Origin of the sequence: Clostridioides sp. ES-S-0010-02 (genome assembly GCA_020641055.1) — a bacterium.
Classification (GTDB): Bacteria; Bacillota; Clostridia; order Peptostreptococcales; family Peptostreptococcaceae; genus Clostridioides.
The window spans coordinates 368,258-391,290 of sequence record CP067345.1 but is presented as its reverse complement, the minus strand read 5'-3'; the positions used below and the strand labels follow the sequence as shown (position 1 = coordinate 391,290).

Annotated in this window: 29 protein-coding genes and 1 pseudogene; 1 reads left to right on the top strand and 29 read right to left on the bottom strand. The window is 30.5% G+C overall.

Annotated features, from left to right (window positions below; translation table 11 throughout):
- The first annotated feature begins 76 nt into the window (after positions 1-76).
- The gene (locus tag JJC01_02305; GenBank protein UDN58725.1) at positions 77-646 is read left to right on the top strand and encodes a 5-formyltetrahydrofolate cyclo-ligase; all 570 of its coding nucleotides are present in this window, start codon (positions 77-79) and stop codon (positions 644-646) included.
- Positions 647-825: 179 nt separating this feature from the next.
- Here JJC01_02305 and JJC01_02300 read toward each other — a convergent pair whose 3' ends face one another.
- The 29 genes and pseudogenes from JJC01_02300 to prmC all read right to left on the bottom strand — a co-directional run bounded on the left by JJC01_02300 (position 826) and on the right by prmC (position 23,024).
- Positions 826-1,242 (bottom strand): hypothetical protein, encoded by a 417-nt coding sequence (locus tag JJC01_02300; GenBank protein ID UDN58724.1) that lies wholly within the window; start codon positions 1,240-1,242, stop codon positions 826-828.
- A 214-nt stretch (positions 1,243-1,456) separates the two neighbouring features.
- The gene (locus tag JJC01_02295) at positions 1,457-2,551 is read right to left on the bottom strand and encodes a hypothetical protein (protein ID UDN58723.1); all 1,095 of its coding nucleotides are present in this window, start codon (positions 2,549-2,551) and stop codon (positions 1,457-1,459) included.
- Positions 2,552-2,984: 433 nt separating this feature from the next.
- Entirely contained in the window at positions 2,985-3,926 is a 942-nt protein-coding gene (locus JJC01_02290) for a transketolase family protein (GenBank protein UDN58722.1), read from the bottom strand.
- Positions 3,919-4,746 (bottom strand): transketolase, encoded by an 828-nt coding sequence (locus JJC01_02285; GenBank protein ID UDN58721.1) that lies wholly within the window; start codon positions 4,744-4,746, stop codon positions 3,919-3,921. Before JJC01_02285 ends, JJC01_02290 begins: the two co-directional genes overlap by 8 nt.
- A gap of 171 nt (positions 4,747-4,917) precedes the next feature.
- Positions 4,918-5,301 (bottom strand): type II toxin-antitoxin system PemK/MazF family toxin, encoded by a 384-nt coding sequence (locus tag JJC01_02280; GenBank protein ID UDN60109.1) that lies wholly within the window; start codon positions 5,299-5,301, stop codon positions 4,918-4,920.
- Positions 5,270-5,557, bottom strand: a complete 288-nt coding sequence (locus tag JJC01_02275; GenBank protein ID UDN58720.1) for a ribbon-helix-helix protein, CopG family — start codon at positions 5,555-5,557, stop codon at positions 5,270-5,272. Before JJC01_02275 ends, JJC01_02280 begins: the two co-directional genes overlap by 32 nt.
- Positions 5,558-5,589: 32 nt before the next feature.
- Positions 5,590-6,747 carry an alanine racemase gene (gene alr, locus JJC01_02270; protein ID UDN58719.1) on the bottom strand — a complete coding sequence of 386 codons (1,158 nt, stop codon included), beginning with the start codon at positions 6,745-6,747 and terminating at the stop codon, positions 5,590-5,592.
- A 14-nt stretch (positions 6,748-6,761) separates the two neighbouring features.
- The gene (locus JJC01_02265; GenBank protein UDN58718.1) at positions 6,762-7,352 is read right to left on the bottom strand and encodes a hypothetical protein; all 591 of its coding nucleotides are present in this window, start codon (positions 7,350-7,352) and stop codon (positions 6,762-6,764) included.
- Between the two features lie 20 nt (positions 7,353-7,372).
- On the bottom strand, positions 7,373-7,834 hold the full coding sequence (locus JJC01_02260; protein UDN58717.1) for a CBS domain-containing protein: 462 nt from the start codon (positions 7,832-7,834) through the stop codon (positions 7,373-7,375).
- 14 nt (positions 7,835-7,848) lie between these two features.
- Positions 7,849-8,229: a holo-ACP synthase gene (locus tag JJC01_02255; GenBank protein UDN58716.1), complete on the bottom strand. Its 381-nt coding sequence runs from the start codon at positions 8,227-8,229 to the stop codon at positions 7,849-7,851.
- 472 nt (positions 8,230-8,701) lie between these two features.
- Positions 8,702-8,962, bottom strand: coding sequence for an ATP synthase F1 subunit epsilon (atpC, locus tag JJC01_02250; GenBank protein ID UDN58715.1), 261 nt, complete (start codon positions 8,960-8,962; stop codon positions 8,702-8,704).
- A 2-nt stretch (positions 8,963-8,964) separates the two neighbouring features.
- Positions 8,965-10,359 carry a F0F1 ATP synthase subunit beta gene (gene atpD, locus JJC01_02245; protein ID UDN58714.1) on the bottom strand — a complete coding sequence of 465 codons (1,395 nt, stop codon included), beginning with the start codon at positions 10,357-10,359 and terminating at the stop codon, positions 8,965-8,967.
- A 12-nt stretch (positions 10,360-10,371) separates the two neighbouring features.
- Positions 10,372-11,250 carry an ATP synthase F1 subunit gamma gene (gene atpG, locus JJC01_02240; protein UDN58713.1) on the bottom strand — a complete coding sequence of 293 codons (879 nt, stop codon included), beginning with the start codon at positions 11,248-11,250 and terminating at the stop codon, positions 10,372-10,374.
- A gap of 27 nt (positions 11,251-11,277) precedes the next feature.
- Positions 11,278-12,780, bottom strand: a complete 1,503-nt coding sequence (locus tag JJC01_02235; protein ID UDN58712.1) for a F0F1 ATP synthase subunit alpha — start codon at positions 12,778-12,780, stop codon at positions 11,278-11,280.
- A gap of 16 nt (positions 12,781-12,796) precedes the next feature.
- Positions 12,797-13,342: a F0F1 ATP synthase subunit delta gene (locus tag JJC01_02230; protein UDN58711.1), complete on the bottom strand. Its 546-nt coding sequence runs from the start codon at positions 13,340-13,342 to the stop codon at positions 12,797-12,799.
- Positions 13,339-13,836 carry a F0F1 ATP synthase subunit B gene (atpF, locus tag JJC01_02225; protein UDN58710.1) on the bottom strand — a complete coding sequence of 166 codons (498 nt, stop codon included), beginning with the start codon at positions 13,834-13,836 and terminating at the stop codon, positions 13,339-13,341. The genes JJC01_02230 and atpF overlap by 4 nt, the downstream gene beginning before the upstream one ends.
- 123 nt (positions 13,837-13,959) lie before the next feature.
- On the bottom strand, positions 13,960-14,220 hold the full coding sequence (gene atpE / locus JJC01_02220; protein UDN58709.1) for an ATP synthase F0 subunit C: 261 nt from the start codon (positions 14,218-14,220) through the stop codon (positions 13,960-13,962).
- 70 nt (positions 14,221-14,290) lie between these two features.
- Positions 14,291-14,995: a F0F1 ATP synthase subunit A gene (locus tag JJC01_02215; GenBank protein UDN58708.1), complete on the bottom strand. Its 705-nt coding sequence runs from the start codon at positions 14,993-14,995 to the stop codon at positions 14,291-14,293.
- Between the two features lie 2 nt (positions 14,996-14,997).
- A complete protein-coding gene (locus JJC01_02210; protein ID UDN58707.1) occupies positions 14,998-15,384 on the bottom strand; it encodes an ATP synthase subunit I in 387 nt (128 codons plus the stop codon).
- A gap of 4 nt (positions 15,385-15,388) precedes the next feature.
- A complete protein-coding gene (locus tag JJC01_02205) occupies positions 15,389-15,616 on the bottom strand; it encodes an AtpZ/AtpI family protein (protein UDN58706.1) in 228 nt (75 codons plus the stop codon).
- Between the two features lie 199 nt (positions 15,617-15,815).
- Complete coding sequence (locus tag JJC01_02200) at positions 15,816-16,253, bottom strand: cytidine/deoxycytidylate deaminase family protein (protein UDN58705.1); 438 nt, start codon at positions 16,251-16,253, stop codon at positions 15,816-15,818.
- Between the two features lie 227 nt (positions 16,254-16,480).
- Positions 16,481-17,296 (bottom strand): EF2563 family selenium-dependent molybdenum hydroxylase system protein, encoded by an 816-nt coding sequence (locus tag JJC01_02195; protein UDN58704.1) that lies wholly within the window; start codon positions 17,294-17,296, stop codon positions 16,481-16,483.
- Between the two features lie 291 nt (positions 17,297-17,587).
- Positions 17,588-18,217 (bottom strand): uracil phosphoribosyltransferase, encoded by a 630-nt coding sequence (gene upp, locus JJC01_02190; GenBank protein ID UDN58703.1) that lies wholly within the window; start codon positions 18,215-18,217, stop codon positions 17,588-17,590.
- A gap of 35 nt (positions 18,218-18,252) precedes the next feature.
- Positions 18,253-18,705: a ribose 5-phosphate isomerase B gene (gene rpiB / locus JJC01_02185; GenBank protein ID UDN58702.1), complete on the bottom strand. Its 453-nt coding sequence runs from the start codon at positions 18,703-18,705 to the stop codon at positions 18,253-18,255.
- Positions 18,706-18,721: 16 nt separating this feature from the next.
- Positions 18,722-19,171, bottom strand: a complete 450-nt coding sequence (locus tag JJC01_02180) for a low molecular weight protein arginine phosphatase (GenBank protein ID UDN58701.1) — start codon at positions 19,169-19,171, stop codon at positions 18,722-18,724.
- 16 nt (positions 19,172-19,187) lie between these two features.
- Positions 19,188-20,227, bottom strand: a pseudogene (locus tag JJC01_02175) (threonylcarbamoyl-AMP synthase).
- A 28-nt stretch (positions 20,228-20,255) separates the two neighbouring features.
- Complete coding sequence (locus JJC01_02170; GenBank protein ID UDN58700.1) at positions 20,256-20,936, bottom strand: ZIP family metal transporter; 681 nt, start codon at positions 20,934-20,936, stop codon at positions 20,256-20,258.
- 128 nt (positions 20,937-21,064) lie between these two features.
- Positions 21,065-22,129 carry a peptide chain release factor 1 gene (gene prfA, locus JJC01_02165; protein UDN58699.1) on the bottom strand — a complete coding sequence of 355 codons (1,065 nt, stop codon included), beginning with the start codon at positions 22,127-22,129 and terminating at the stop codon, positions 21,065-21,067.
- Positions 22,130-22,172: 43 nt separating this feature from the next.
- Positions 22,173-23,024 carry a peptide chain release factor N(5)-glutamine methyltransferase gene (gene prmC, locus JJC01_02160; protein ID UDN58698.1) on the bottom strand — a complete coding sequence of 284 codons (852 nt, stop codon included), beginning with the start codon at positions 23,022-23,024 and terminating at the stop codon, positions 22,173-22,175.
- Positions 23,025-23,033: the final 9 nt, after the last annotated feature.

The window sequence follows — 23,033 nt, the reverse complement described above, 5'->3', positions numbered from 1 at the left end:
ACAATAAACTATACTAAAATTTATATTAGAATATAAATTCTGTTCACATTATAACATATTAAGGGAGGAATATTTTATGAAAAAAGAATTTAGGAAAAAAGTTATTGAGCATAGAAAAAATAAAGGTGCTGATTTTATACTAAATAATTCAAATTTGATAACAGAAAAATTACTTCAAATGGAGGATATAAGAAACGCAACTAACATAATGCTTTATCTAGATTTTAATAACGAAGTTAACACAGATAATTTAATCAAAAAACTTTTATCTCTAAAGAAAATAGTCTCAAGTCCTATTACAATAAAAGAAAATCATACATTAATTCCTACTCAAATAACAGATTTAGATAACGGACTAAAAATTGGTGCATATGGAATAAGAGAACCTAACGAAAAATCGCCTAAAATTGATATTAAAGCTTTAGATGTTGTAATTGTTCCAGCTGTTGCATATGACATACATTGCTATAGATTGGGATATGGCGGAGGATTTTATGATAGATTTTTAGAGAACTTAAGAAAAGACGCAATAACTATAGGAATAGCATTTGACTTTCAGGTATTCGATTCTATTCCAAAAGAAACTCATGATGCTCAATTAAACTATATAGTTACTGAAACTAGAATTCTTACACCAAATAATTAACACTCTCAATACTATTAATATAACACTCTGTTTAATATTTAATTTTTATCTCATTCAATGAATATTTTAAGTCATGGCTTTTACATCAATAAAGCCTCGAAATGATTTATTTACATTAATAAAAACCATGACTTTATTTTACTATACAAATAAATAGTTATCTAATTACAAATATATTTTTATTTAGTAGAATTTAATTCTATTCTATCTGGAAGTTCACTCATATTTGTTTCAACCACTATGTATGGAAGGGAATCCTCCTTATCCTTATACTTTATCTTAACTCTCAAAACTTCTTTTCCTTCTTCACTTACACTTTCTATGTTATCCATCTCAATACCATATTTATTATTTCCCCTAGTTACTATGATGTATATTTTATTATCAATTTTAGCTGCTAATGCCCTTTCTTCATTCGTGTATTTGTCCATAACGTCAAGTATCTTTTCTGGTATTGAATTCCTTTGCAATACTGTATAATCTATTGGTTTAGTTTTTTCTATAAACATACTTGGTATGAATATAAATCCTCCTATTACAAATATAAGAGCTATAACTCCATAAATTATACCTTTAATATTAAACTTTACATTCAATTTTATCACTCCTCCCATCTATTTAAATATATGATTTATAATTTTGTCTTAGACTTTAAATCATCAATAATAAAATGTTTATTAATAATTGTCTTCAAGTATAAAACAATTAAAAAAGGGATTTTATGACAAATAAATTATAAAATAAAAAAGAGTTATATAAAAACAATTAAATTGTTTTTATATAACTCTTTATTTTACAATTCCAAATTACTTATTTACCATTAACTCCTTCTTGATAGCCAGATGTTTTTGTAATCTGTCTATAAAGAACACAAACCAGTATTATGACGCCCATATATCCGGTATATGGATATAAGATACCAACCAGCTTATCAAATGGTAAGAATCCACCTATAAGACCTAATATAGCTGTTATTAATGTTATTAATTTGAATTTAGGATGATTATCATCTACAAATCTATTAGTTACTGACCATAATAAAGGTACAGCTGTTGTATATATTCCTAATATAAGAACTACTGAGAATAAAACTCCAACTATTGGTGAAATCTTATCAGCTAAGAATAATGAAGGTATTGCTTTTGAATATAAGTTTCCTATATCAGAAAGCATTGCTAAGTTCATCATTATAGCTGCTGCCATAAGTGCTACACCACCTAGTATACCACCACAAACAGCTTCTTTTTTATTAGCAGCACTTGCTCCTAATCCTGTTAAGAACGCCATGACAACGATTGTATTATAAGTAGTATATATTACACCAGATAGGTATGCGTTTGGAACTGGCTTAGTTACCTCTACAGTACTAAGAATCTCTCCTGCTTGAGATAAGTTACCTATATTACTGCTCAAACTTATAGCTCCAACTAAAAGTGTAAAGATTATTATTATAGGTCCTATTCCACCTAGTATCTTTGATAATTTATCAAGACCTAATGAAACAGTTAATAATGCTACTACTGCCATACCTATTCTACCTACAAATGGATTTAATCCATAGTATTCAGTTAAAGTTGCTCCTGCTCCTGAAATCATTACTACGAAAACACCAAATAAGAATAAAGGTCCAAACCACTCAAAGAATATTCCTAAATACTTACCACAATAAACACGATAAATTTTGATAGGTTCCTTAAGTTGAAGTTCTTTACCTTTTGACATTACTGAAGCACCCATCCATGAGAATAATACCATTGAAATTATCCCACCAATAATACCTGCAAACCCATAAAAAGTGAAGAATTGCATTATTTCTTGTCCTGTTGCAAATCCAGAACCGATTACTGTTGCTACATAAGCTCCTGCGAAACTGATGACCGTTTTAACATTTACTTTTTCTGACATATCTCAGTTACCTCCCCACGTGAAATTTTTTCATCTGCTTAATTACTTCGATAAACTACTTACAATTTCCTTTAACATAAAATCCATGATAACTGTTTTAAAACTTTTTGTATTTTGTATAATAACTTAAAACTTATAGCATATTTTTTATACAGTATACCTCCCTTCATACAATTCTTTAAATTCTTTTTATCTAAGTAGTTATTATATGTATAAAACTAATTTCCCTATAAACTATATATTAGTCATATTTTTCTGAATAGTCAATATATATTTGAATATTTTCTCTATTTTTGTAAAAATTTGAATATTCGGTTAGGTTTTTGATAAATTGATATAGTGTATAAAAAAGAGAGATACAAATTCATATAATGCTTTATATCTCTCTTTTACACATATTATATTGTTAACAAACATGCATAATTTATATTTCTTACATTCTTTTTGCAAGAATAGCTTCTTTTACAGCTTTTACTATGTCATCACAAGTTAATTCATATTTTTTTAACAATTCGTTTGGAGCACCAGATTCTCCAAAAGAATCCTTAATCCCAACTTTTTTTACAATAGTTGGATAAGATTCTCCAACTGTCTCACTTACAGCAGAACCTAATCCTCCAATTATACTATGTTCTTCTACAGTTACAATGGCATTAGTTTCTTTTGCTGATTTTAATATTAAATCCTTATCTATAGGTTTTATTGTGGACATATTTATGACTCTAGCACTAATACCTTCTTCTTGCAATTTTTCTTGTGCTAATATAGCATCATTCACCATAATCCCACAAGCTATAATCGTGACATCATTGCCATCTCTTAGTACTACACCTTTTCCTATTTCAAAGTGATAATCCTCATCAAATAAAACTGGAACTGAACTTCTTCCTAGTCTAACATAAACAGGTCCATTGTATTTAGCTATTTCAAAAATCATCTTCTCCGTCTCTACTCCATCAGCTGGAACAAGAACTGTCATATTTGGTATAGCTCTCATTATTGCAATATCCTCTACACTTTCATGAGATGCTCCATCTTCTCCAACAGTAAGTCCTGCATGAGTAGCACAAATTTTTACATTTAATTTTGGATAACAAACTGAATTTCTTATAATCTCAAATGCTCTTCCTGTAGCAAACATAGCAAAAGTACTAGCAAAAGGTATTTTTCCAGCAGTTGATAACCCACAAGCAGCACCTATTAGATTTTGTTCGGCTATACCCATATTAAAAAATCTATCTGGAAATGCTTCATAAAAATCATGTGTCTTTGTAGACTTTGATAAATCTGCATCTAATACTACAACATTGTCATTTATTTGTCCTAATTTTACCAAGGCTTTACCATATGCTTCTCTTGTTGCCATTTTATTCATTGTCAGCACCTCCTAATTCAAGTAAGGCTTGTTCTAGTTCTGCATCATTTGGAGCTGTCCCATGCCATCCTGCTTGATTTTCCATAAAAGATATTCCTTTACCTTTTATAGTCTTTGCAACTATCATTGTAGGCTTTTTAACTGTTGATTTAGCTATATCAAGAGCAGCAAATATTTGGTCAAAATCATGACCATCTATTTCAATTACATTCCATCCAAAAGCCTTAAATTTATCAACTATTGAACCTAAGTTCATTACACTTTCTATGTTTCCATCTATCTGAAGTCCATTATTGTCTAAAAAAGCAATTAAATTATCAAGTTTATAATGTGCTGCACTCATAGCAGCTTCCCAAACAATACCTTCTTGAACTTCTCCATCACCAAGTAAAGTGTACACATTCCATGGTGCATTATCTAATTTTGATGCCATAGCCATCCCACATGCAGCCGAGAAACCTTGACCTAAGGAACCTGTAGATATCTCCACACCAGGTGTTCCTTTCATATCTGGATGGCCTTGTAACATTCTTCCTATTTTCCTCAGCCCATTTAATTCTTCCTTATCAAAATAACCTTTTTCAGCCAATGTTGCATATAATGCTGGTGCAGCATGTCCTTTTGATAATACAAATCTATCTCTATCCTCCATTTTAGGATTTGAAGAATCCACATTCATTTCATCAAAGTATAACGCAGTAAGTATTTCAACTACTGATAATGACCCTCCTGGATGTCCAGATTTGGCTCTATGTATCATAGAAACTATATCTCTTCTTATGATACGCGCAATCTCATTTAATCCTTTATGGTCTCTCATGTAATTACCTCCCTTGAGTTTGTAATTTTTATATCAATTCCATATTATTATATCACTTTTATGCTATTTTTTTTCGTTATTTTTGATTTTATTAGCTTAGGCACTAAAATTAAACTCTATGAAATATTTTTAAAGAAAAAAGGGATTGTCTAACAAAAGACAAATCCCTCTTTAAAAAGTAAACAATCCTAAACTTATTTGAAGTCCATCATCTACTTTTATCATCATATTTTCATCTAGACAACCAATTTTTTCCCTCAGCCTCTTTTTATCAATAGTTCTGATTTGTTCTAAAAGAATCACTGAGTCTTTATTAAGCCCATATTCATTGGAACTTATCTCTACATGAGTAGGTAATTTGGCTTTATTAATCTGAGATGTTATAGCTGATACTATAACTGTAGGACTATATTTATTACCTACATCATTTTGTATTATCAGAACAGGCCTAACTCCTCCCTGTTCTGAACCAACAACTGGACTTAAATCAGCGTAATATAAATCACCACGCTTTATTTCACAATTAGTACTCACCTTGGGCAATCTTCCCTTCATTTTTATCATCAGAAGATACTTCGTCAACTGTCATACCTAGTTCAGCTAATGACAGATTAATTTGACCCATTTCTCTATAACCCGTTTTCATAGATTCTTTAATATGAATTCTCTTTTTCTGAGTTATATAGAACTGAAAAGCAGCTTTTGCAAAATCTTCTCTGTTACTGTTCTCCATCTGAACAATACTATCAACTTCAGAAATCAGAGAGTCTGGTAAAGTAACTTCTATTTTTTCTTTACTCTTATCGTACACAAAATCGCCTCCCAGATTATAATATCATGGTTTTATTTTAGCAAATAACTGTTTATTTGTACAAGCTCATTATTTTCCATATAAACACGGTCAACTCTTCTTGATATCATGCATAACACTTCATAGTTTATAGTTCCTAAGTCTTTGGCTATACGTTCAGCTGTAACTTCACCTTCTCCAAATAGTATAACCTCATCTCCAACTTTTATGTCTACATCTTTGTCAATTCTAACCATTATTTGATCCATACAAATTCTACCAACTACATCAAATACTTCTCCTTTAATAATAACTTTTGGATTCTTTTGAATTCTAGTAAATCCATCTGCATATCCTATTGGAATTGTAGCTATTGTTTCCATACTAGTAGTTGTATATTTTAGTCCATAACTTATTCCTATACCTGGTTCAACTTGTTTTATATGTCCGATTTTTGATTTTAATTTCATGGCTGGTTTTAGTTCTAGTCTTTCTTTAAATACATCATCAGATGGATAATGACCATATAATATTATTCCTGCTCTTACCATATTTAATCTTAAATCAGGGCAATCCATAATAGCTGCACTATTTGATACATGCTTTATAGCTATTTCTACACCAGCTTCATCTAACTTATCAGACATAAATTTATAATTATTAGCTTGTTTATAAGTGTACTCTTTACTTACTTCATCAGCTGTAGCAAAATGAGTAAACATACCTTCTAAATTTATATATTCTAATTTATTTAATTTTACTATATCCTGAACTGACTCTTCATTAGGTTGGAAACCTATTCTAGTCATTCCTGAGTCTATTTTAATGTGAACACAGGCTTTTTCTCCTAAAGATTTTGCAATTTCGTTTATCTTTTGTGCTGTTTCTAAAGAATAAACTGTCATAGTTATTTTATTTTTTATAGAATCTTCAAAAGCTTCATCTGGAGTATATCCTAAGTTCAAAATAGGAAGTGTTATACCATTTTGTCTAAGTTCAATTCCTTCAGCAGTTCTTGCTACTGCTAAATAATCTACTTTTTCCTCTTGTAATAATTTTGCAACTTCTACTGCACCATGTCCATATGCATCAGCTTTTATTACTCCACAAACCTTAATATCTTCTTCTAATAAATTTTTAATATTTTTTAAGTTAAATCTTAAGTTATCTAGATTTATCTCTGCCCATGTAGGCACTGTTATTTTTTGCATTTCTTTAGTCCCCCTTAGTTTCTGTATTCAAAATCTCTGTATTTTACTGTAAATCTTGGCACTCCTTCATTATCCAACACTTCCATCTTTTCAGGGTTCTTTGTGTCAGTATTTACATATAATACTTGCTTATTAAAATATTTATTATCCCCAGGAATAAAAGTCTCTAAAACCAAATTTCCTTTGGATAACTTTATTTTCATCTCTTCGTTTTGAAGATAATTTTTTATAAAGTCTCCTATAAAAAGATATTGATTATTTTTTCCTGTATTAGGCAATTCCACTATATCACTGATATTTGGATTTTTAACTAATATTTTATCACCTTGATACTCTATACTTTTTCCCTTTAAGTGTTTTGGGGAAATTACTTCTAATTTATAGTTATCAGTTTTTTTATAAGTATGAATTAAAACATAATTGTGCGGGCTCTTATTTCCAACTACTTCTACTTCAGCTTTACAACTGTAAGAATTCATATCAGAAATCTGCTTTTGAAAGTCTTTGTATACTTCTTCTTTTGTGGACTGTCGTTTTTGGCATCCTATTACAATTATAACCAGTGCCAAGAACATAATACATACTATAGTCCACTTTTTTCTCACATCACACCTCCTACTTCAGTTTATTCATTATATAAAGCTTTTATTATATCATATCTACAGATTATACCTTTAATTTTATTGTCATCATCTACTACAGGAACTCTGTTTATTGATTTTTTAATCATTATATTAGCCACATCATCGAACTTATCATCTTCATGAACTTTTATTATGTCTTTAGACATCAGTTCTCCGACTTTATACGCTGCTACTTGCTTTATGTCTTTTTCTACCTTTTTTAAATCATCTAAAAAAATCAGCCCTTGTAATAAATTTATATAGAGAGGTGCTTCTATATATTTTTCCTTTTTAAGAATGTCTGTCTCAGAAATTATTCCAACAACTTTATTTTCTGAATCTACAACTGGCAATCCTCCTATTTTCTCTGCAATTAGCATATTAGCTACATCTGCTATACTATCATCTTGTTTTGCTACTATTACATCTGTTGTCATTATTTCTTTTGCTGTTTTATCCATCATAGTGTAATCACTCCTTAGTCCTTAATTATAGTTATCGCATTTGCTATAGCATAATCTTTTGAATGTGATATTGAAACTTTTATTTCTAAAACATTATAATCTATGCACATTTTTGCCAGATTATTATAAGTTTTTACTATTGGTTTTCCCATTTCATTTCTGAGAACCTCTATATCTTTAAAGTTAAACATTCTGATTCCTGTACCCATAGATTTACTTATAGCTTCCTTAGCCGCAAAATTACCGGCTATACTTTCTGCCTTAAAATTTTTAGAATTAAAATATTCAATTTCTTTATCTGTAAACATTTTCTCTAAAAACCGATTATTTTTTTCTACAGCTTTTTTTATTCTGTCAATTTCAACTATGTCTACTCCAATATCAAATATATCCATTTTTCCTCCAGAAAATTTATAATAGCTCTTTCCATTTAATAATGAATTTATAAATTTACTATTGATAATACCTATTATTGTTTAGTTTATGTTACTTATCCCAATTTAATAATCATTATAATAAAATTGTAACTTTTAAAATTATTTATAATAAATAACCTATGTAAATCTATTATATTATTTATTATACTACACAACTAAGCAAATTTTTTAAATTTTATAAAAATTTTATATAGATTCCTTATATGAATATTTTTTCACTTCTATATAATCTATCTAAACTTTCTTTATCTTATTAATTACAACATAATTTTGCAGTAAATTCAAACATTTTGTGAATTTATTATCAGTACATTTTCTGCATACTTTACACTCTATTTGTTATTATTTTATTAACACCAAAACATAAAAAAGTCACTTTGACCAAAAATATTTTTAGTAAAAATGACTTTTCATGTTTTATATTAAGTTATTAAATCCATTCAGCAGATTCTGTCAATATAACGGTTTTATTTTGATCTACATTAACAAATCCTTCTGATATTTTTGCTTCTTTAAAATTTCCATCTTTTTTTATCTTCAAAGTCCCTACAGGTATGCCTGAAACAAATGGTATATGACCTTTCAATACCCCTTTGTCTCCCTTTGTAGTTCTAACTACTATCATTTCAACTTCTCCATCATAAAATGTATCATTTGGAGTTACAACTTTCAATGAAAATTCACTAGCCATGACTACATACTTCCCTTCGCTTTTTTAACAGCATCTTCTATTGTACCTACAAACAGGAATGCTGACTCTGGTAAGTCATCATGTTTACCTTCAAGTATCTCTTTGAATCCTCTTACAGTTTCTTTAACAGGAACATATTGACCTGGATTTCCTGTAAATTGCTCTGCAACTGTAAACGATTGAGATAAGAATCTTTGTATTTTTCTAGCACGTGCAACTATTAACTTATCTTCATCAGACAATTCATCCATACCAAGTATGGCAATTATATCTTGTAGTTCTTTATATCTTTGAAGTATTGATTGAACTCCTCTGGCTACTTCATAATGTTCTTTTCCTACTATACTAGGGTCAAGAATTCTTGATGTAGATTCAAGAGGGTCAACCGCTGGATATATACCAAGTGATGATATTTGTCTAGATAAAACTGTTTTTGCATCTAAGTGAGAGAATGTTGTAGCTGGTGCTGGGTCAGTTAAGTCATCTGCTGGTACATATACTGCTTGAACAGATGTTATTGAACCTTTCTTAGTTGACGTTATCCTCTCTTGAAGTGCACCCATTTCAGTAGCTAATGTTGGTTGGTAACCAACAGCTGATGGCATACGTCCTAGAAGTGCTGAAACTTCTGAACCAGCTTGTGTGAAACGGAATATATTATCAACGAAAAGTAAGACGTCTTGTCCTTGCTCATCTCTAAAATGTTCTGCCATTGTAAGTCCAGTTAAAGCAACTCTCATTCTTGCTCCAGGTGGCTCGTTCATCTGACCAAATACTAGAGCTGTCTTATTTATAACTCCAGACTCACTCATTTCTCCATAAAGGTCATTACCTTCTCTTGTTCTTTCTCCTACTCCTGAGAATACAGAAATACCACCATGTTGCTTAGCAATATTGTTTATAAGTTCTTGTATTAAAACTGTTTTTCCTACTCCTGCTCCTCCAAATAGACCTATTTTTCCACCTTTCAGATATGGTGCCAGCAAATCAACTACCTTAATACCTGTTTCTAGTATTTCAGCTGTAGTTTCTAGTTCGTCATATGCTGGTGCTGGTCTATGTATAGGTAACTTAGGCGCAGACTTTGGAGCTGGTTTTCCATCAACTGGTTTTCCAAGAACATTGAATATTCTACCTAAAGTTTCATCTCCAACAGGAACACTTATTGGTCCTCCTGTATCTACAACTTCCATACCTCTTACAAGTCCATCTGTTGCACTCATAGAGATACATCTTACTGTATCATCACCTATATGTTGAGCAACTTCTGCAACTATTTCTTTATCTCCTAACTTTATTACTAACGCATTTAATAAGTTAGGTAGGCTTTGTTCATTATCAAACTTAACATCTAGTACAGCTCCTACAATCTGTACTATTTCACCTACATTTGCCATTTCCTAACCTCCCTATTTTAGAGCTTCAACTCCACCAACTATCTCTGTTATTTCTTGAGTTACAGCTGACTGTCTTGCTCTGTTATAACTTAACTCTAAATTAGATAGCATTTCATTCGCATTATCTGTGGCTGATTCCATCGCAGTTCTTCTAGCTCCTTGCTCTGATGCAAAAGATTCTAAAATCCCACCATATATTGTACCTGATACAAACTGAGGCACAATATAACTTAAGACTGCTTCTGCTGATGGTATATATTGTACTTTCGATTTATTTTGTTTTTCTTCTTTTATTACAATTCCATGGTCATCTGTATCTTTTTCAAACACCAATGGAAGCAATTTTAAAACTTCAACTTCTTGTAATAACGCTGATTTAAACTTTGTATAAGCTATATAAACTTCATCTACTTCACCTTTTTTATACAGGTCAATAACAGTTTGTGAAATTTCTATCGCTTCTTCATATCCACAAGCTTCAACACTATTTATATCTTTTGCTATATTGTAATTTCTCTTAGAAAAAAACTCGTGTGCCTTCTTTCCTACTGTGATAACTGTTTCTTTTTTTCCTTCCATGTGAGATACAGATTCCTTTAATACATTGGAATTGTATCCACCTGCAAGACCTCTATCTCCAGCTACCACTATATAGCATTTATTTTTTACTTCTCTTACTTTTAAAAATTCATTTCTAACTCCACGTGTTGTTTGGGCAATATCTTTTACTGTATCGTACAAAGTATTAAAGTATTCTCTTGAATCTTCAGCTTTTTCTTTTGCTTTTCTAAGCTTAGAAGATGCAACAAGTTCCATTGCTTTAGTTATTTGTTTTGTACTTTCAACACTCCCCATACGTGTTTTAATCGCTTTAATTCCAGCTCCTGCCAATTAATTTACCTCCTTTTTTAAAAAGGATTATACTTCAACAACAAACTTTTCTTTAAATTCATTTATTGCATCTGTTAAATCATGAGTGAAGTCTTCTCCATCTAATATTTTTCTTGATATTTCTGGATAATTATTATCTACAAATGCATACAATTCTGATTCAAATCTAGCTATATTATCTATTGGAATATCTTCCAAGTGATTATTTATAACAGCGTATATTATCATAACTTGATTTTCAACTTTTATTGGTTGATGCTCACCTTGTTTTAATATCTCAACGATTCTTTCACCTTGAGCAAGTCTCTTTTTAGTATCTTCATCTAAGTCAGAACCAAATTGTGAGAATGCTGCAAGCTCTCTATATTGTGAATATGCAAGTTTCAATGTACCTGCAACTTTTTTCATTGCCTTAATTTGCGCAGAACCACCAACCCTCGATACTGATATACCAGGGTCAACTGCTGGTCTTACACCTGAATAGAATAATTCTGGTTGTAAGTATATTTGACCGTCTGTTATAGATATAACATTTGTTGGTATATACGCAGAAACGTCTCCAGCTTGAGTTTCTATTATAGGTAAGGCAGTCATTGAGCCTCCTCCTAATTCATCAGATAACTTAGCTGCTCTTTCAAGTAATCTTGAATGTAAGTAGAATACATCTCCAGGATATGCCTCACGTCCTGGTGGTCTTCTAAGTAATAATGACATTTCTCTATATGCAACGGCTTGTTTACTTAAATCATCATATACTATAAGCACATGTTTTCCATTGTACATAAATTCTTCACCCATAGCTGCTCCAGCGTATGGTGCTATATATTGAAGTGGCGCTGATTCAGATGCTGTTGCTGAAACTACTATTGTATAGTCTAAAGCTCCACCTTTTTCTAATGAGCTAACTAATTGAGCTATAGTAGAACGTTTTTGCCCAATTGCTACATATATACAGATAACATCTTTTCCTTTTTGATTTAATATAGTGTCGACAACTATAGATGTTTTACCAGTTTGTCTGTCACCTATTATTAACTCTCTCTGACCTCTACCAATTGGTATCATTGAATCTATTGATTTTATACCTGTTTGTAATGGCTCATAAACAGATCTTCTATCTATTATACCAGGTGCTTCAGATTCAACTGGTCTAGTTTTTGTACAAGCTATAGGTCCTTTTCCATCTATTGGCTGACCTAGAGAATTTACAACTCTACCTATTAAGGCTTCTCCAACTGGAACTTCAACTATTCTTCCAGTTCTCTTAACTATATCGCCTTCTTTTATTCCACTGTCATCTCCAAGTATAACAGCTCCAACTACTTCTTCTTCTAAGTTAAGTGCCATACCATATACTTCACCTGGGAACTCTAGTAACTCACCAGACATAGCTTTTTCTAATCCATATACACTAGCTATACCATCCCCAACGGTTAAAACACTACCTGTATCTGTCAATTCAACTTTATTCTCATAATTCTTTATTTGCTGTTTAATTATAGAACTTATTTCTTCAGGTTTTAAGTTCATGGGTTCACCGCCATTCTTAAGATATTACTTCAGATAGCTTTTCTTTCATCTTATCTAGACGAGTTTTTACAGTGCCATCTATCTGCTCATTTCCAAGTCTAACTAGAACTCCCCCTAGTATAGTCTTGTCAACTACATTTTCTATAGTAACATTTTTGTTGTATTTGTTTGAAAGTTTAACTTCAAGTTCTTTAATATCTGTTTCACTCATTGGAATCGCACTTATTGCGACACCATCAATTATATTATTTTTCTTATTTAATAAGTCTTTATAAGCTAACTCTATGTCTTCCAAAAACGCTATTCTATCTTTATCTACCAAAACTTTTAAGAAATTTTTTATGTTAGAGCTTACTTCCTTATCAAAAATGATTTCTACCAAGTTTTTCTTTTCTGATTTTGAAACTAATGGTGATTTTAAAACTTTGTAGAAATCTTTGCTAACTTTAGTCATCATATCTACTACTTTTTCTAATTCTTTAAATAATATATCAGTTGAATTTTCTTCTTCTCCTAATTGAAACAGGGCTTCGGCATATCTATTTGCTACTACGTTTATCATTTAGCCTCCCCTACCTCTTTTATAAAGTTTTCTATCAATTCTTCATGTTTAGATTTATCTAAATCTTTTTCAATAACTTTAGATGCTGCAAGTAGTGCTATATTTGATATATCACTCTTAATTTCATTCATAACCTTTTGTTTTTCTTGTTCTATATCTTTGCTTGCTTTATCTTTTATATTAAGAGCATCTTGTTTTGCAGTACTTATTATGTCATCTGATTTTTTCTCTGCTCTTATAGTTGCTTGTTTTATGATTTCTTGACCTTCGTCTTTAGCAAAATTGATTTTTGACTCATATTCTTTTTTTAGTGCCAATCCTTCGTTTTTTGCTTTTTCGCCTTCTGCTAAGTCATTTTTAATATCATTTTCTCTTGATTGGATTATATTTAAAACTGGCTTAAATAAAAGCTTTCTTAGAAGTAAAAATATTATAAAAGTATTAACAATTTGGAATACAAATTCCCATGTTATACCTACTAGTGCTTTCTCCATAATTATCCTCCTTTCCATAAATCATAACTACTTATAATCACGAGATGATAAAATTCATCTCATGATTATAAGTTTGAGATGATTTATCTATAAAACCTATCTCAAAATATTTAAGGACTAAATCTACATTCCTAAGTATTTGAAGAATGGATTTACGAATAGAAGTATTATTGATACAACCAAGCCATATATTGCTGAAGACTCTGCTATAGCAACACCTAGTAATAAAGTTGAAGTTATATCACCTTTAGCTTCTGGTTGATTTCCTACTGCTTCTGCTGCCTTACCTGCTGCTACACCTTGACCAATTCCTGCACCTATACCTGTTGCAACTGCTATTCCTGCTCCTATTGCTGATGCTGCCGCTACTATTGCTGTTTCCATAATTATTTCCTCCTTAAAATTTAAAAATTTAAATTGTTTTTTATTTTTTATCTTAATATAAGTTGATTTCTTAATCTAATTCCCCTGCACTTGATATAAACACCATTGTTAACATTATAAATATATATGCTTGTAACAATCCTGCAAATAAATCGAAGTACAAGTGTAATGGTACTGGTATTAGTATCTGTCCAATTGGTATTGATAATCCTGGTATTAGACTAGATATAAAACCTAAAAGTTGATAAAATAGACCCATTATAATTGTTCCACCTAAGATATTTCCAAATGGACGGAAACTTAATGATATTGGTCTAGCTAACTCACCTATAATGTTAATTGGTAACATTATGGCAAGTGGTTGAGCCAATTCTTTAAAGTATGATACTCCTTTAAATTTAACTCCTGCAAAATAAATCATAAAAAATGTAATCATTGCCCATGCAGCAGTTGTATCTAGGTCGGTTGTTGGTGATCTTAATCCAAGTAATGGGCTTAAATTTGAGCACGCGAAAAATAAAAACAAACTTCCTATGTATGGTATCATATATGGCATTCTTTTTACTGTGTTTTTACCCATAACATTTGTAACCATTTTAGCAAGACCACCTATTGCAAATTCCAAAAATATTTGAACTTTACTGGTTGGAACTTTTTTCAAATTTCTAGTTAAAAAATAAGATGCTATCGCTAAAAAGGCCATTATTCCCCAACTCACTAGTATTGTTTCACTAATTTTAAAGTTTCCTATGAGATAATAATGCGCTTGACTCATACTTACGCCTCCTTCCTCTTTAATTTATTTATAAAGTTTTTTGATAATATGACAAACTTTGTACTCAATAATCCTAGTGCTGTTCCGATTATATTTAAATGTGGAACCTTAGCTGAAGCAAATAGAACAACTGCCATTATAAATAGCCTAATGGTATATTGTGCTGATGCATAAGCTTGTGCTTTTCCAGCTGGCAATGACACTGTTTTTTCTAGTGAGATTGCTAATAATCTAAAATTTAACATAGCTATTATAGAGCCAAATATAAGTCCTAAAAATACTGGCTTACTTAATGTTGATGTTATCAACATTAGCACAATTAAAATTACATCAAATATTACTATACCCTTTGTTACTGACCTTACTTGGTTAAGTAATTTTATATCCAATATATCACTTCCTTCGTGTATATACTATCAGAGTTTTATAAACACCACTAAAAGCACCTCCAACCCCTAACAGTAAAAATATTATTGTTAGAACTGGACTTGTATTTAATTTACTATCTAAAAATTTTCCTAAGAAAGTACATCCTAATATTGATATTACAATCATCAATCCTATTTGACTTATTAAACTAAACAGCTTTGCAATTTCCATATGTGTATTTTTTTTACTCATAAATAGTATCCCTCATTATTACAAAATAAATAACATGTAATTAATCTATATCATAAATTTATTTAATTATAAAATATATCTTACTACTAATCTGATTATTTTTCAAACACTTTCTTTTAATCATTTCATGAGCATGTATTTCAGTGTCAAATTTTATCGTTTATTGTCATTCTAAAATTATTCACTAAAAATTTATCTACTAGAATTTTATAAGTTCTATTCCTGCTTCTTCTAACAATTCTGTAGACATATCATCTGGATAATCGCCTTCATAAACAATTTTCAATATCCCTGCATTTATGCACATTTTTGCACACAAAACACAAGGTCTTGTAGTAACATATAAAGTTGCTCCAGCTACACTAATACCATTATGGGCAGCCTGTATTATAGCATTTTGCTCAGCATGCAATGCCCTACACAGTTCATGTCTTTCTCCTGAAGGAATATTTAGTTCCTGTCTTTTGCACCCAATATTTTCACAATGTTCAAGATTTCTTGGGGAACCATTATATCCAGTTGTTAGAATTTGTTTATCTCTTACAATAACAGCTCCTACTTGTCTCCTAATACAAGTTGAACGCTTTTTTACCACTTCTGCAATTTCCATAAAGTATTCATCCCATGATGGTCTCATAATTTACTTTTCTCCTCTTTGTTTATGTACTGGTCTCATATATATTTATTAGATTTCTTCCTAAATAAATACTTATTTTTATATTATATACACATGTCAATTGAATGTCCAATAAAAAAAGAGCATTTTTACCATTTAAATTTTAAATACCCTTTATATGCTCTCCTTAATCTATTAAATTTATTATATCACCTTAATGAAATATTAATAGTCTTATTTATCATAAATTAATTTATTGGATAGATTCCATTTTTTAATATGGCTTCTAAAACCCCTCCAGCTATACATCTAGCTTTATCTGATATGGTAAAAGCATTCTTAACTTCCTCTTTTCTAGGGTCTATGTCTAATATTTTTAAATTTTTATTTACTTTTGCTCCCTCTTTTAGTAATCCTCTAAGAACTCCAGATATTGTTGCTCTAACTTCATATTTTTGTCCATAATCATTAATATAACAAAGTAAATCACCCTTTTCAACTATATCGCCTATCTTACATACATTTTCCATTATTCCGCTATGTTCTGAGTGTATTACTCTTTCTTTAGAAATCCCTTTTATTGCACCTGGTATTCCTGTATTTTTTTCAGCTCTACCACTGGTTATTATTCTTCCTAGATTATGACCTCTCATTGTCTCTATGACCACATCAACATCTTCTCCTGCACAAAATCCAGGTCCTAAAGCTATTGTAAGTGGAGCCATATCCTTAGTTGTACCCAAATTTTTTTTGGCTAATATTCCATCAATCAAAACAACTGGATTTATCTCAGATAGTTTTTCTCCTTTTGGGTCTACAATAAGTGCTACTTTATCTTGAGATAACGTTTTTTCGATTTCGTCTTTATTTTTACAAAGTTTACACTTTATACCTTCAATAGTAACTTCCTTTTCATATACAGCCTCACAAAAAGAGACCTGTCTTCTTATTGCTAAAGGCTCTTCTATTTCTAATGCAACCACTTTAAAACCACTATTGTGTAACTTATGTATAACTGCTGTTGCTAAATCTCCAGCTCCTCTTACTACTATACATTTTTTCATGTATTATCACTCCCAATAATATCATTAATATTTTAATTTAAACTCAATTAATATATATCAATTTAATCGTAAGCAACTAACATGCCATATTTAAAATTGCTCATAATTTGTAAACTCAAGTAAAATAGCCATTCTTTATTAATTGGTAAAAGCTTTTTATTCTCAATTCGAGAAATTTATCAATTCAAGAATTCTTATTATGAGAAAATACATATAAAAAGGAACCTCCTTATATTAAATAATTTTTACTATATAAGAAAGTTCCCAATAAATATTTATAGTTATTAATTTTTATTTAGTTCCAAATAATCTGTCTCCTGCATCACCAAGACCAGGAATTATATATCCATGTTCATTTAATTTCTCATCAATTGATGCAACATATATATCAACATCATCATGATATTTTTGTACTTCTTGTATTCCTTCAGGTGCAGCTACTAAATTAGCTAATTTTATACTTTTAGCTCCTTTAGATTTAAGTAAATCTATTGCTGCAACAGCAGAACCTCCTGTAGCAAGCATAGGGTCAACTACTATTATATCTCTTTCTCCTATGTCTTGAGGAAGTTTACAATAATATTCAACTGGTTTTAATGTTTCTGGGTCTCTATATAATCCTACATGACCAACTTTTGCTGCAGGCATTAAACTTACTAAACCATCTACCATTCCAAGCCCTGCTCTTAAAATTGGAATTATAGCTAGTTTTTTACCTGCAACAACTTTAGATGATGTTTTTTGAATAGGAGTCTCTATTTCTACATCTTTTAATGGTATATCTTTTGTTATTTCGTATCCCATTAGCATTGCAATTTCAGTTAAAAGTTCTCTGAAATCTTTAGAACCAGTATTTTTATCTCTCATTAAAGTTAGTTTATGTTGTATTAATGGATGGTTTGTCTCTACCACTTTGCTCATTTTGATAATTCCTCCTGATAAAACTGTAATTTTTATTATTTATTGTGTTTTTCTTCTATTGATTTAATCATATTTACTCTTCTAGCATGTCTATCACCTTCAAAATCTGTACTAATCCAAGCCTCAACTATTTCAAGTGCTAAACCTTTACCTAAAACTCTTTCACCTAATGACAACATATTTGCATCATTGTGTGCTTTTGACATTTTTGCAGAAAATACATCTGATACAACTGCACATCTTATTCCAGGAACTTTATTGGCAGCTAAAGATATTCCTATCCCTGTACCACAGCATAATATTCCATAATCTACATCTTTATCTATAACTGCATTTGCAACTATTTCTCCATACGCAGGATAATCAACAGAATCTGTAGCATTCTTAGTTCCATAATCTACACATTCAATCCCTTTTCCTTCTAAATAGTTTATTATTTCTTTTTTTAAATTATATCCTCCATGGTCACAGCCTAATCCTATTTTCATTTCTTTATCCTCCGTTTTATATATTTTTTACTATTTGGTTGACAGAATATATTATTTCTTTCATAGTATCTCTATAAGTATCCAAGCTTCCACCAAATGGGTCAGATATATCTGACTCATCCTGATTTGCGAACCCTTTAAAAGTATACACTTTTTCTTTGCATTTTGGAACTGCTTGGACTAAAATTTCTTTATGAGATTTAGTCATTGTTAGTATGATATCTGATTTATCTAATAAATCCTTAGTAATTACTCTACTTTTATGATTTGATAAATCTATTCCAAGCTCTTTTAAAGCTTCTATAGAATTATTAGAAGCATCCATACCATTTGCTGTAGATATACCTGCTGAGGATATGCAATATTCTTCAATATTTTTTCCAGACTCCTCAATAGCTTTCTTTAATATAACTTCAGCCATAGGACTTCTACAAGTATTTCCTGTACATACAATAAGTATATTCATATTTCACAACTCCTTTTTAAGCTTTTATTACTTTATATCCTGCTGACTTAAGTAATCTATTCATAATTGCTTGTCCGACACCGCTCTTAGGAAATTCCTCAGAATATATAACATCCATACCTTTTTTATCCATTTCTATGAGAGCATCAAACAAATTACTTGCTACTTCCTCAAGAGTACTCCCCAAATCTATTACTTCTCCATTATAAAACTCTTTATTTCTACTAATGCACATTACACCTGTTTTTAGACCTTTTTCTTTATTAGATTTTATCATATCATTAATCTTTGTTGCTACATTCTCCCTTTTGCCAGATATAATATATACGTCTGCATTTGGTGAATAATGTTTATATTTCATTCCTGGAGCCTTGGCTTTTTGATTATCTTCTTTTTACTTAATGATGGGTCAAGACTTACTTCACCAAGAATTTCTTCTAAGACTTCTTTAGTTATACTTCCAGGTCTTAATATCATAGGAATCTCTTCTGTAAGGTCTAATACAGTTGATTCTAGTCCAAAGTTACTATCTCCTCCTAAAACTATTCCATCAACTCTTCCATTCATTTCTTCATATACATGTTTCGCTTTTGTTGGGGATGGTCTCCCTGATATATTTGCAGAAGGAGCTGCAATAGGTATGCCTGCTTCTTTTATTATTGCCCTGGCAATAATATGAGAAGGCATTCTTATTGCAACTGTATCAAGTCCTCCACTAGTTCTATATGGAATTATATCTTTTTTATTTAGTATTATGGTTATAGGCCCTGGCCAAAGTTTTTCCATAACAAGTTTAGCTTTATCACTTATATCTTTAGCTAAATCATAAACTTCTTCTTTTTCATAAATATGGACTATAAGTGGATTATCACTAGGTCTACCTTTAGCTTCATAAATCTTCTTTACTGCATTTTCATCTAATGCATTTGCACCTAATCCATATACTGTCTCAGTTGGAAAAATAACCGTCTTACCTTCTCTAAGAAGTTTTGCTTGTATTTTTATTTCCTCATAATCAATATTATTTATATCAATATTACTTATAATAGTCTTCATCTTTCGTATGCCTGCTTTCATTTTAATTTTAGATATAGTTTACAATTATTGTACCTAACAAAAAACCAACTATACAATACACACTTTTTGAATGCGGAAAAATTTCTTCCAATACAACATACATCATTGTACCTCCTGCTGTAGCAAGAAATACACCTATAAGAGAAGTAAACACTCCTCCAAAATAAACACCTAAAAAACTTCCTAGACCCATAGGCAATCCAGCTATTATTGTAAATAAAATAACTTTACTCATCCTCATTTTATTACATATCAGACCCAATGCCATAGCTAATCCTTCTGGTATGTTATGTAGACCTATTACTATAGCAAGAGTGATACCTAAGCTTTCTGTTGACATAAAAGAAGAACCAATAGCCAATCCTTCTGGTAAATTATGTAGTAATATACTTATGAATATAAGATATCCAGATGCCATACTTCCAGATACATCCAATCTTGTTTTTATGTACATAGTTATGAGAGCTCCAACAAATGTAAATATAACTGTATTGATTACTCCCATTTTATCCATGGATTCTTTCATCAAATCAAATACTACTACAGCCAACATTATTCCGCCAGACAATCCCATAAAGAAATTTAGGTATTTATCAACTTCTCTTTTGAAGATAGCTGATATAACTCCTCCTAATCCTGTCCCTATAACACCTGCCAAAAGTCCAATTATTGTTACTTTTAGTATCATATAACCCTCCTGTACTTGTATATAACAATTATATACAGTAGAATATGATAACATGACCTAAAATGCAAAATAGCTGTTTCAAAATAGAAAATAATTTCTAGAAAGAAACAGCTCTTTTAAAACATTCCTTATATTGCAGTCATTTTTTCTGTTTGGTCAACAGTAATTAAAGCGTCTATCATTTCATCTATATCCCCATCTAAGAATGCATCTAGCTTATATAAAGTTAAATTTATTCTATGGTCACTTATTCTACCTTGAGGGAAATTATATGTTCTTATTCTTTCTGATCTGTCACCAGTTCCGACTTGGCTTTTTCTTTCTGCTGCTATATCTTTGTGTTGTTCTGCCAATGCTTTATCGTAAAGTCTCGCTTTTAATATTTTTAAAGCTTGCTCTTTATTTTTTAATTGTGATTTTCCATCTTGACAAGATACTACTTCACCTGTAGGTATGTGTGTTACCCTAACAGCAGAGTCAGTAGTATTGACACTTTGCCCTCCATTACCTGAAGAACGGAAAACGTCTATTCTTAAATCATTTGGATTTATGTCAACTTCTACATCTTCAACCTCTGGTAATACTGCAACAGTAGAAGTTGATGTGTGTATTCTTCCACCAGATTCAGTTGATGGTATCCTTTGAACTCTATGAACTCCAGATTCATACTTTAATCTTGAGTAAGCTCCTTTACCTTTTATCATAAAAGATACTTCTTTATATCCACCCACTCCAGTATCACTAGCACTTAATAATTCTATTTTCCATCTTCTTCTCTCAGCATATCTCGAATACATTCTAAATAAATCACCTGCAAATAGAGCTGCTTCATCTCCTCCAGCTCCACCTCTAATTTCAACTATAACGTTCTTGTCATCATTAGGGTCTTTAGGTAATAGTAGTATTTTTATTTCTTCTTCTATTGGAGCTACTTTTTCTTCCATTTCAGATAGTTCCATTTTAGCTAATTCTCTTAACTCTTCATCTGACTCTTCTTGTAAAATTTCTTTTGATTCCTTTATGCTATCTAAAACGCTTTTGTACTCTCTGTATTTCATAACAATAGGCTCTAAGTCAGCATGTTCTTTTATATACTTTTGCCAAACTTTTTGATCATTTATTACATCAGGATCACCTATTTTTTCACTTAAGTCTTTATATGTATCTTCCAATACCTCTAATTTTTTTAACATACTTTCACCTCGATTAAATGTAACATATCAATTGTTGATTATATCATATATTGTATCCTATAACAACTCTATCAATGCCTTGTATATCCTTCTTTGTATATATTTTTTTATATCCATTACTTTTCATAATATTAATTACATCTTCAGCTTGATTGTGACCAACTTCATATGCTAATATTCCACATTGATTTAAATATTTCTTACCTTGCTCTGTTATTTTTCTATAAAAATCCAATCCATCTTCTCCACCCTCAAGTGCATTATATGGCTCATAATCTTTAACTTGTGTGTGTAGTGTTTCTATGTCTTGTTTTTTTATATATGGTGGATTTGAAACTATAATATCAAATTTTATATCACTATTATTCAATACTGTAAATAAATCTGATTTAATGTACTCTATTTTTTCATCAACTTCATTTATAATAGCATTTTTCTTTCCTATTTCTAAGGCTGTTTCTGATATATCAAAAGACATCAATTTAGAATTTTCAATATATTTTGCTAAGCTAACTGTAATCGCACCTGAACCAGTACCTATATCTAGTATGCTTACATTCTTTCTACCTTTACATATTTCAATTATTTCTTCTACCAAAGTTTCTGTATCTGGTCTTGGGATTAATACTCCTTCCTTAACAAAGAAATCTAGTCCCATAAACTCCCTATTTTCAACTATATATGCTATTGGTCTTCCATTTATTCTTTCTTCTGCAAAACCTATAAATTCTGTTTTCTGTTCTTCAGTTAATTCTTTACTTAGATTTAAGTGAATATACAATCTATCAACGTCACCTAATGCTTTTTGTAACAATAATTCTGTATCTAGTCTTGGAGTATCACTTATACCTTTAAATTCCTCTGAATATTTAATAATTATATCTTTTATCGTCATAATAAATAC

Bases quoted from the DNA above. Each gene is read 5' to 3' on its own strand.
- JJC01_02255 (UDN58716.1), bottom strand. From the start codon at position 8,229: ATGGATATATTTGATATTGGAGTAGACATAGTTGAAATTGACAGAATA.
- JJC01_02280 (UDN60109.1), bottom strand. From the start codon at position 5,301: ATGAAGGGAAGATTGCCCAAGGTGAGTACTAATTGTGAAATAAAGCGT.
- JJC01_02195 (UDN58704.1), bottom strand. From the start codon at position 17,296: ATGAAAAAATGTATAGTAGTAAGAGGAGCTGGAGATTTAGCAACAGCA.
- JJC01_02180 (UDN58701.1), bottom strand. From the start codon at position 19,171: ATGAATATACTTATTGTATGTACAGGAAATACTTGTAGAAGTCCTATG.
- atpE (UDN58709.1), bottom strand. From the start codon at position 14,220: ATGGAAACAGCAATAGTAGCGGCAGCATCAGCAATAGGAGCAGGAATA.
- rpiB (UDN58702.1), bottom strand. From the start codon at position 18,705: ATGAAAATAGGATTAGGCTGTGACCATGGAGGATATAATTTAAAAAAA.
- alr (UDN58719.1), bottom strand. From the start codon at position 6,747: ATGCAAAAAATAACAGTGCCTACATGGGCAGAGATAAATCTAGATAAC.
- JJC01_02170 (UDN58700.1), bottom strand. From the start codon at position 20,936: ATGATACTAAAAGTAACAATAATTGGACTTTTGGCAGGTGTTATAGGG.
- JJC01_02230 (UDN58711.1), bottom strand. From the start codon at position 13,342: ATGATAAACGTAGTAGCAAATAGATATGCCGAAGCCCTGTTTCAATTA.
- JJC01_02290 (UDN58722.1), bottom strand. From the start codon at position 3,926: ATGAATAAAATGGCAACAAGAGAAGCATATGGTAAAGCCTTGGTAAAA.
- prfA (UDN58699.1), bottom strand. From the start codon at position 22,129: ATGTTAAAAAAATTAGAGGTATTGGAAGATACATATAAAGACTTAAGT.
- JJC01_02200 (UDN58705.1), bottom strand. From the start codon at position 16,253: ATGAGACCATCATGGGATGAATACTTTATGGAAATTGCAGAAGTGGTA.
- JJC01_02305 (UDN58725.1), top strand. From the start codon at position 77: ATGAAAAAAGAATTTAGGAAAAAAGTTATTGAGCATAGAAAAAATAAA.
- JJC01_02295 (UDN58723.1), bottom strand. From the start codon at position 2,551: ATGTCAGAAAAAGTAAATGTTAAAACGGTCATCAGTTTCGCAGGAGCT.
- JJC01_02205 (UDN58706.1), bottom strand. From the start codon at position 15,616: ATGAGTAAAAAAAATACACATATGGAAATTGCAAAGCTGTTTAGTTTA.
- upp (UDN58703.1), bottom strand. From the start codon at position 18,217: ATGAGCAAAGTGGTAGAGACAAACCATCCATTAATACAACATAAACTA.
- prmC (UDN58698.1), bottom strand. From the start codon at position 23,024: ATGACGATAAAAGATATAATTATTAAATATTCAGAGGAATTTAAAGGT.
- atpC (UDN58715.1), bottom strand. From the start codon at position 8,962: ATGGCTAGTGAATTTTCATTGAAAGTTGTAACTCCAAATGATACATTT.
- JJC01_02285 (UDN58721.1), bottom strand. From the start codon at position 4,746: ATGAGAGACCATAAAGGATTAAATGAGATTGCGCGTATCATAAGAAGA.
- JJC01_02235 (UDN58712.1), bottom strand. From the start codon at position 12,780: ATGAACTTAAAACCTGAAGAAATAAGTTCTATAATTAAACAGCAAATA.
- atpF (UDN58710.1), bottom strand. From the start codon at position 13,836: ATGGAGAAAGCACTAGTAGGTATAACATGGGAATTTGTATTCCAAATT.
- JJC01_02215 (UDN58708.1), bottom strand. From the start codon at position 14,995: ATGAGTCAAGCGCATTATTATCTCATAGGAAACTTTAAAATTAGTGAA.
- JJC01_02260 (UDN58717.1), bottom strand. From the start codon at position 7,834: ATGATGGATAAAACAGCAAAAGAAATAATGACAACAGATGTAATAGTA.
- atpD (UDN58714.1), bottom strand. From the start codon at position 10,359: ATGGCAAATGTAGGTGAAATAGTACAGATTGTAGGAGCTGTACTAGAT.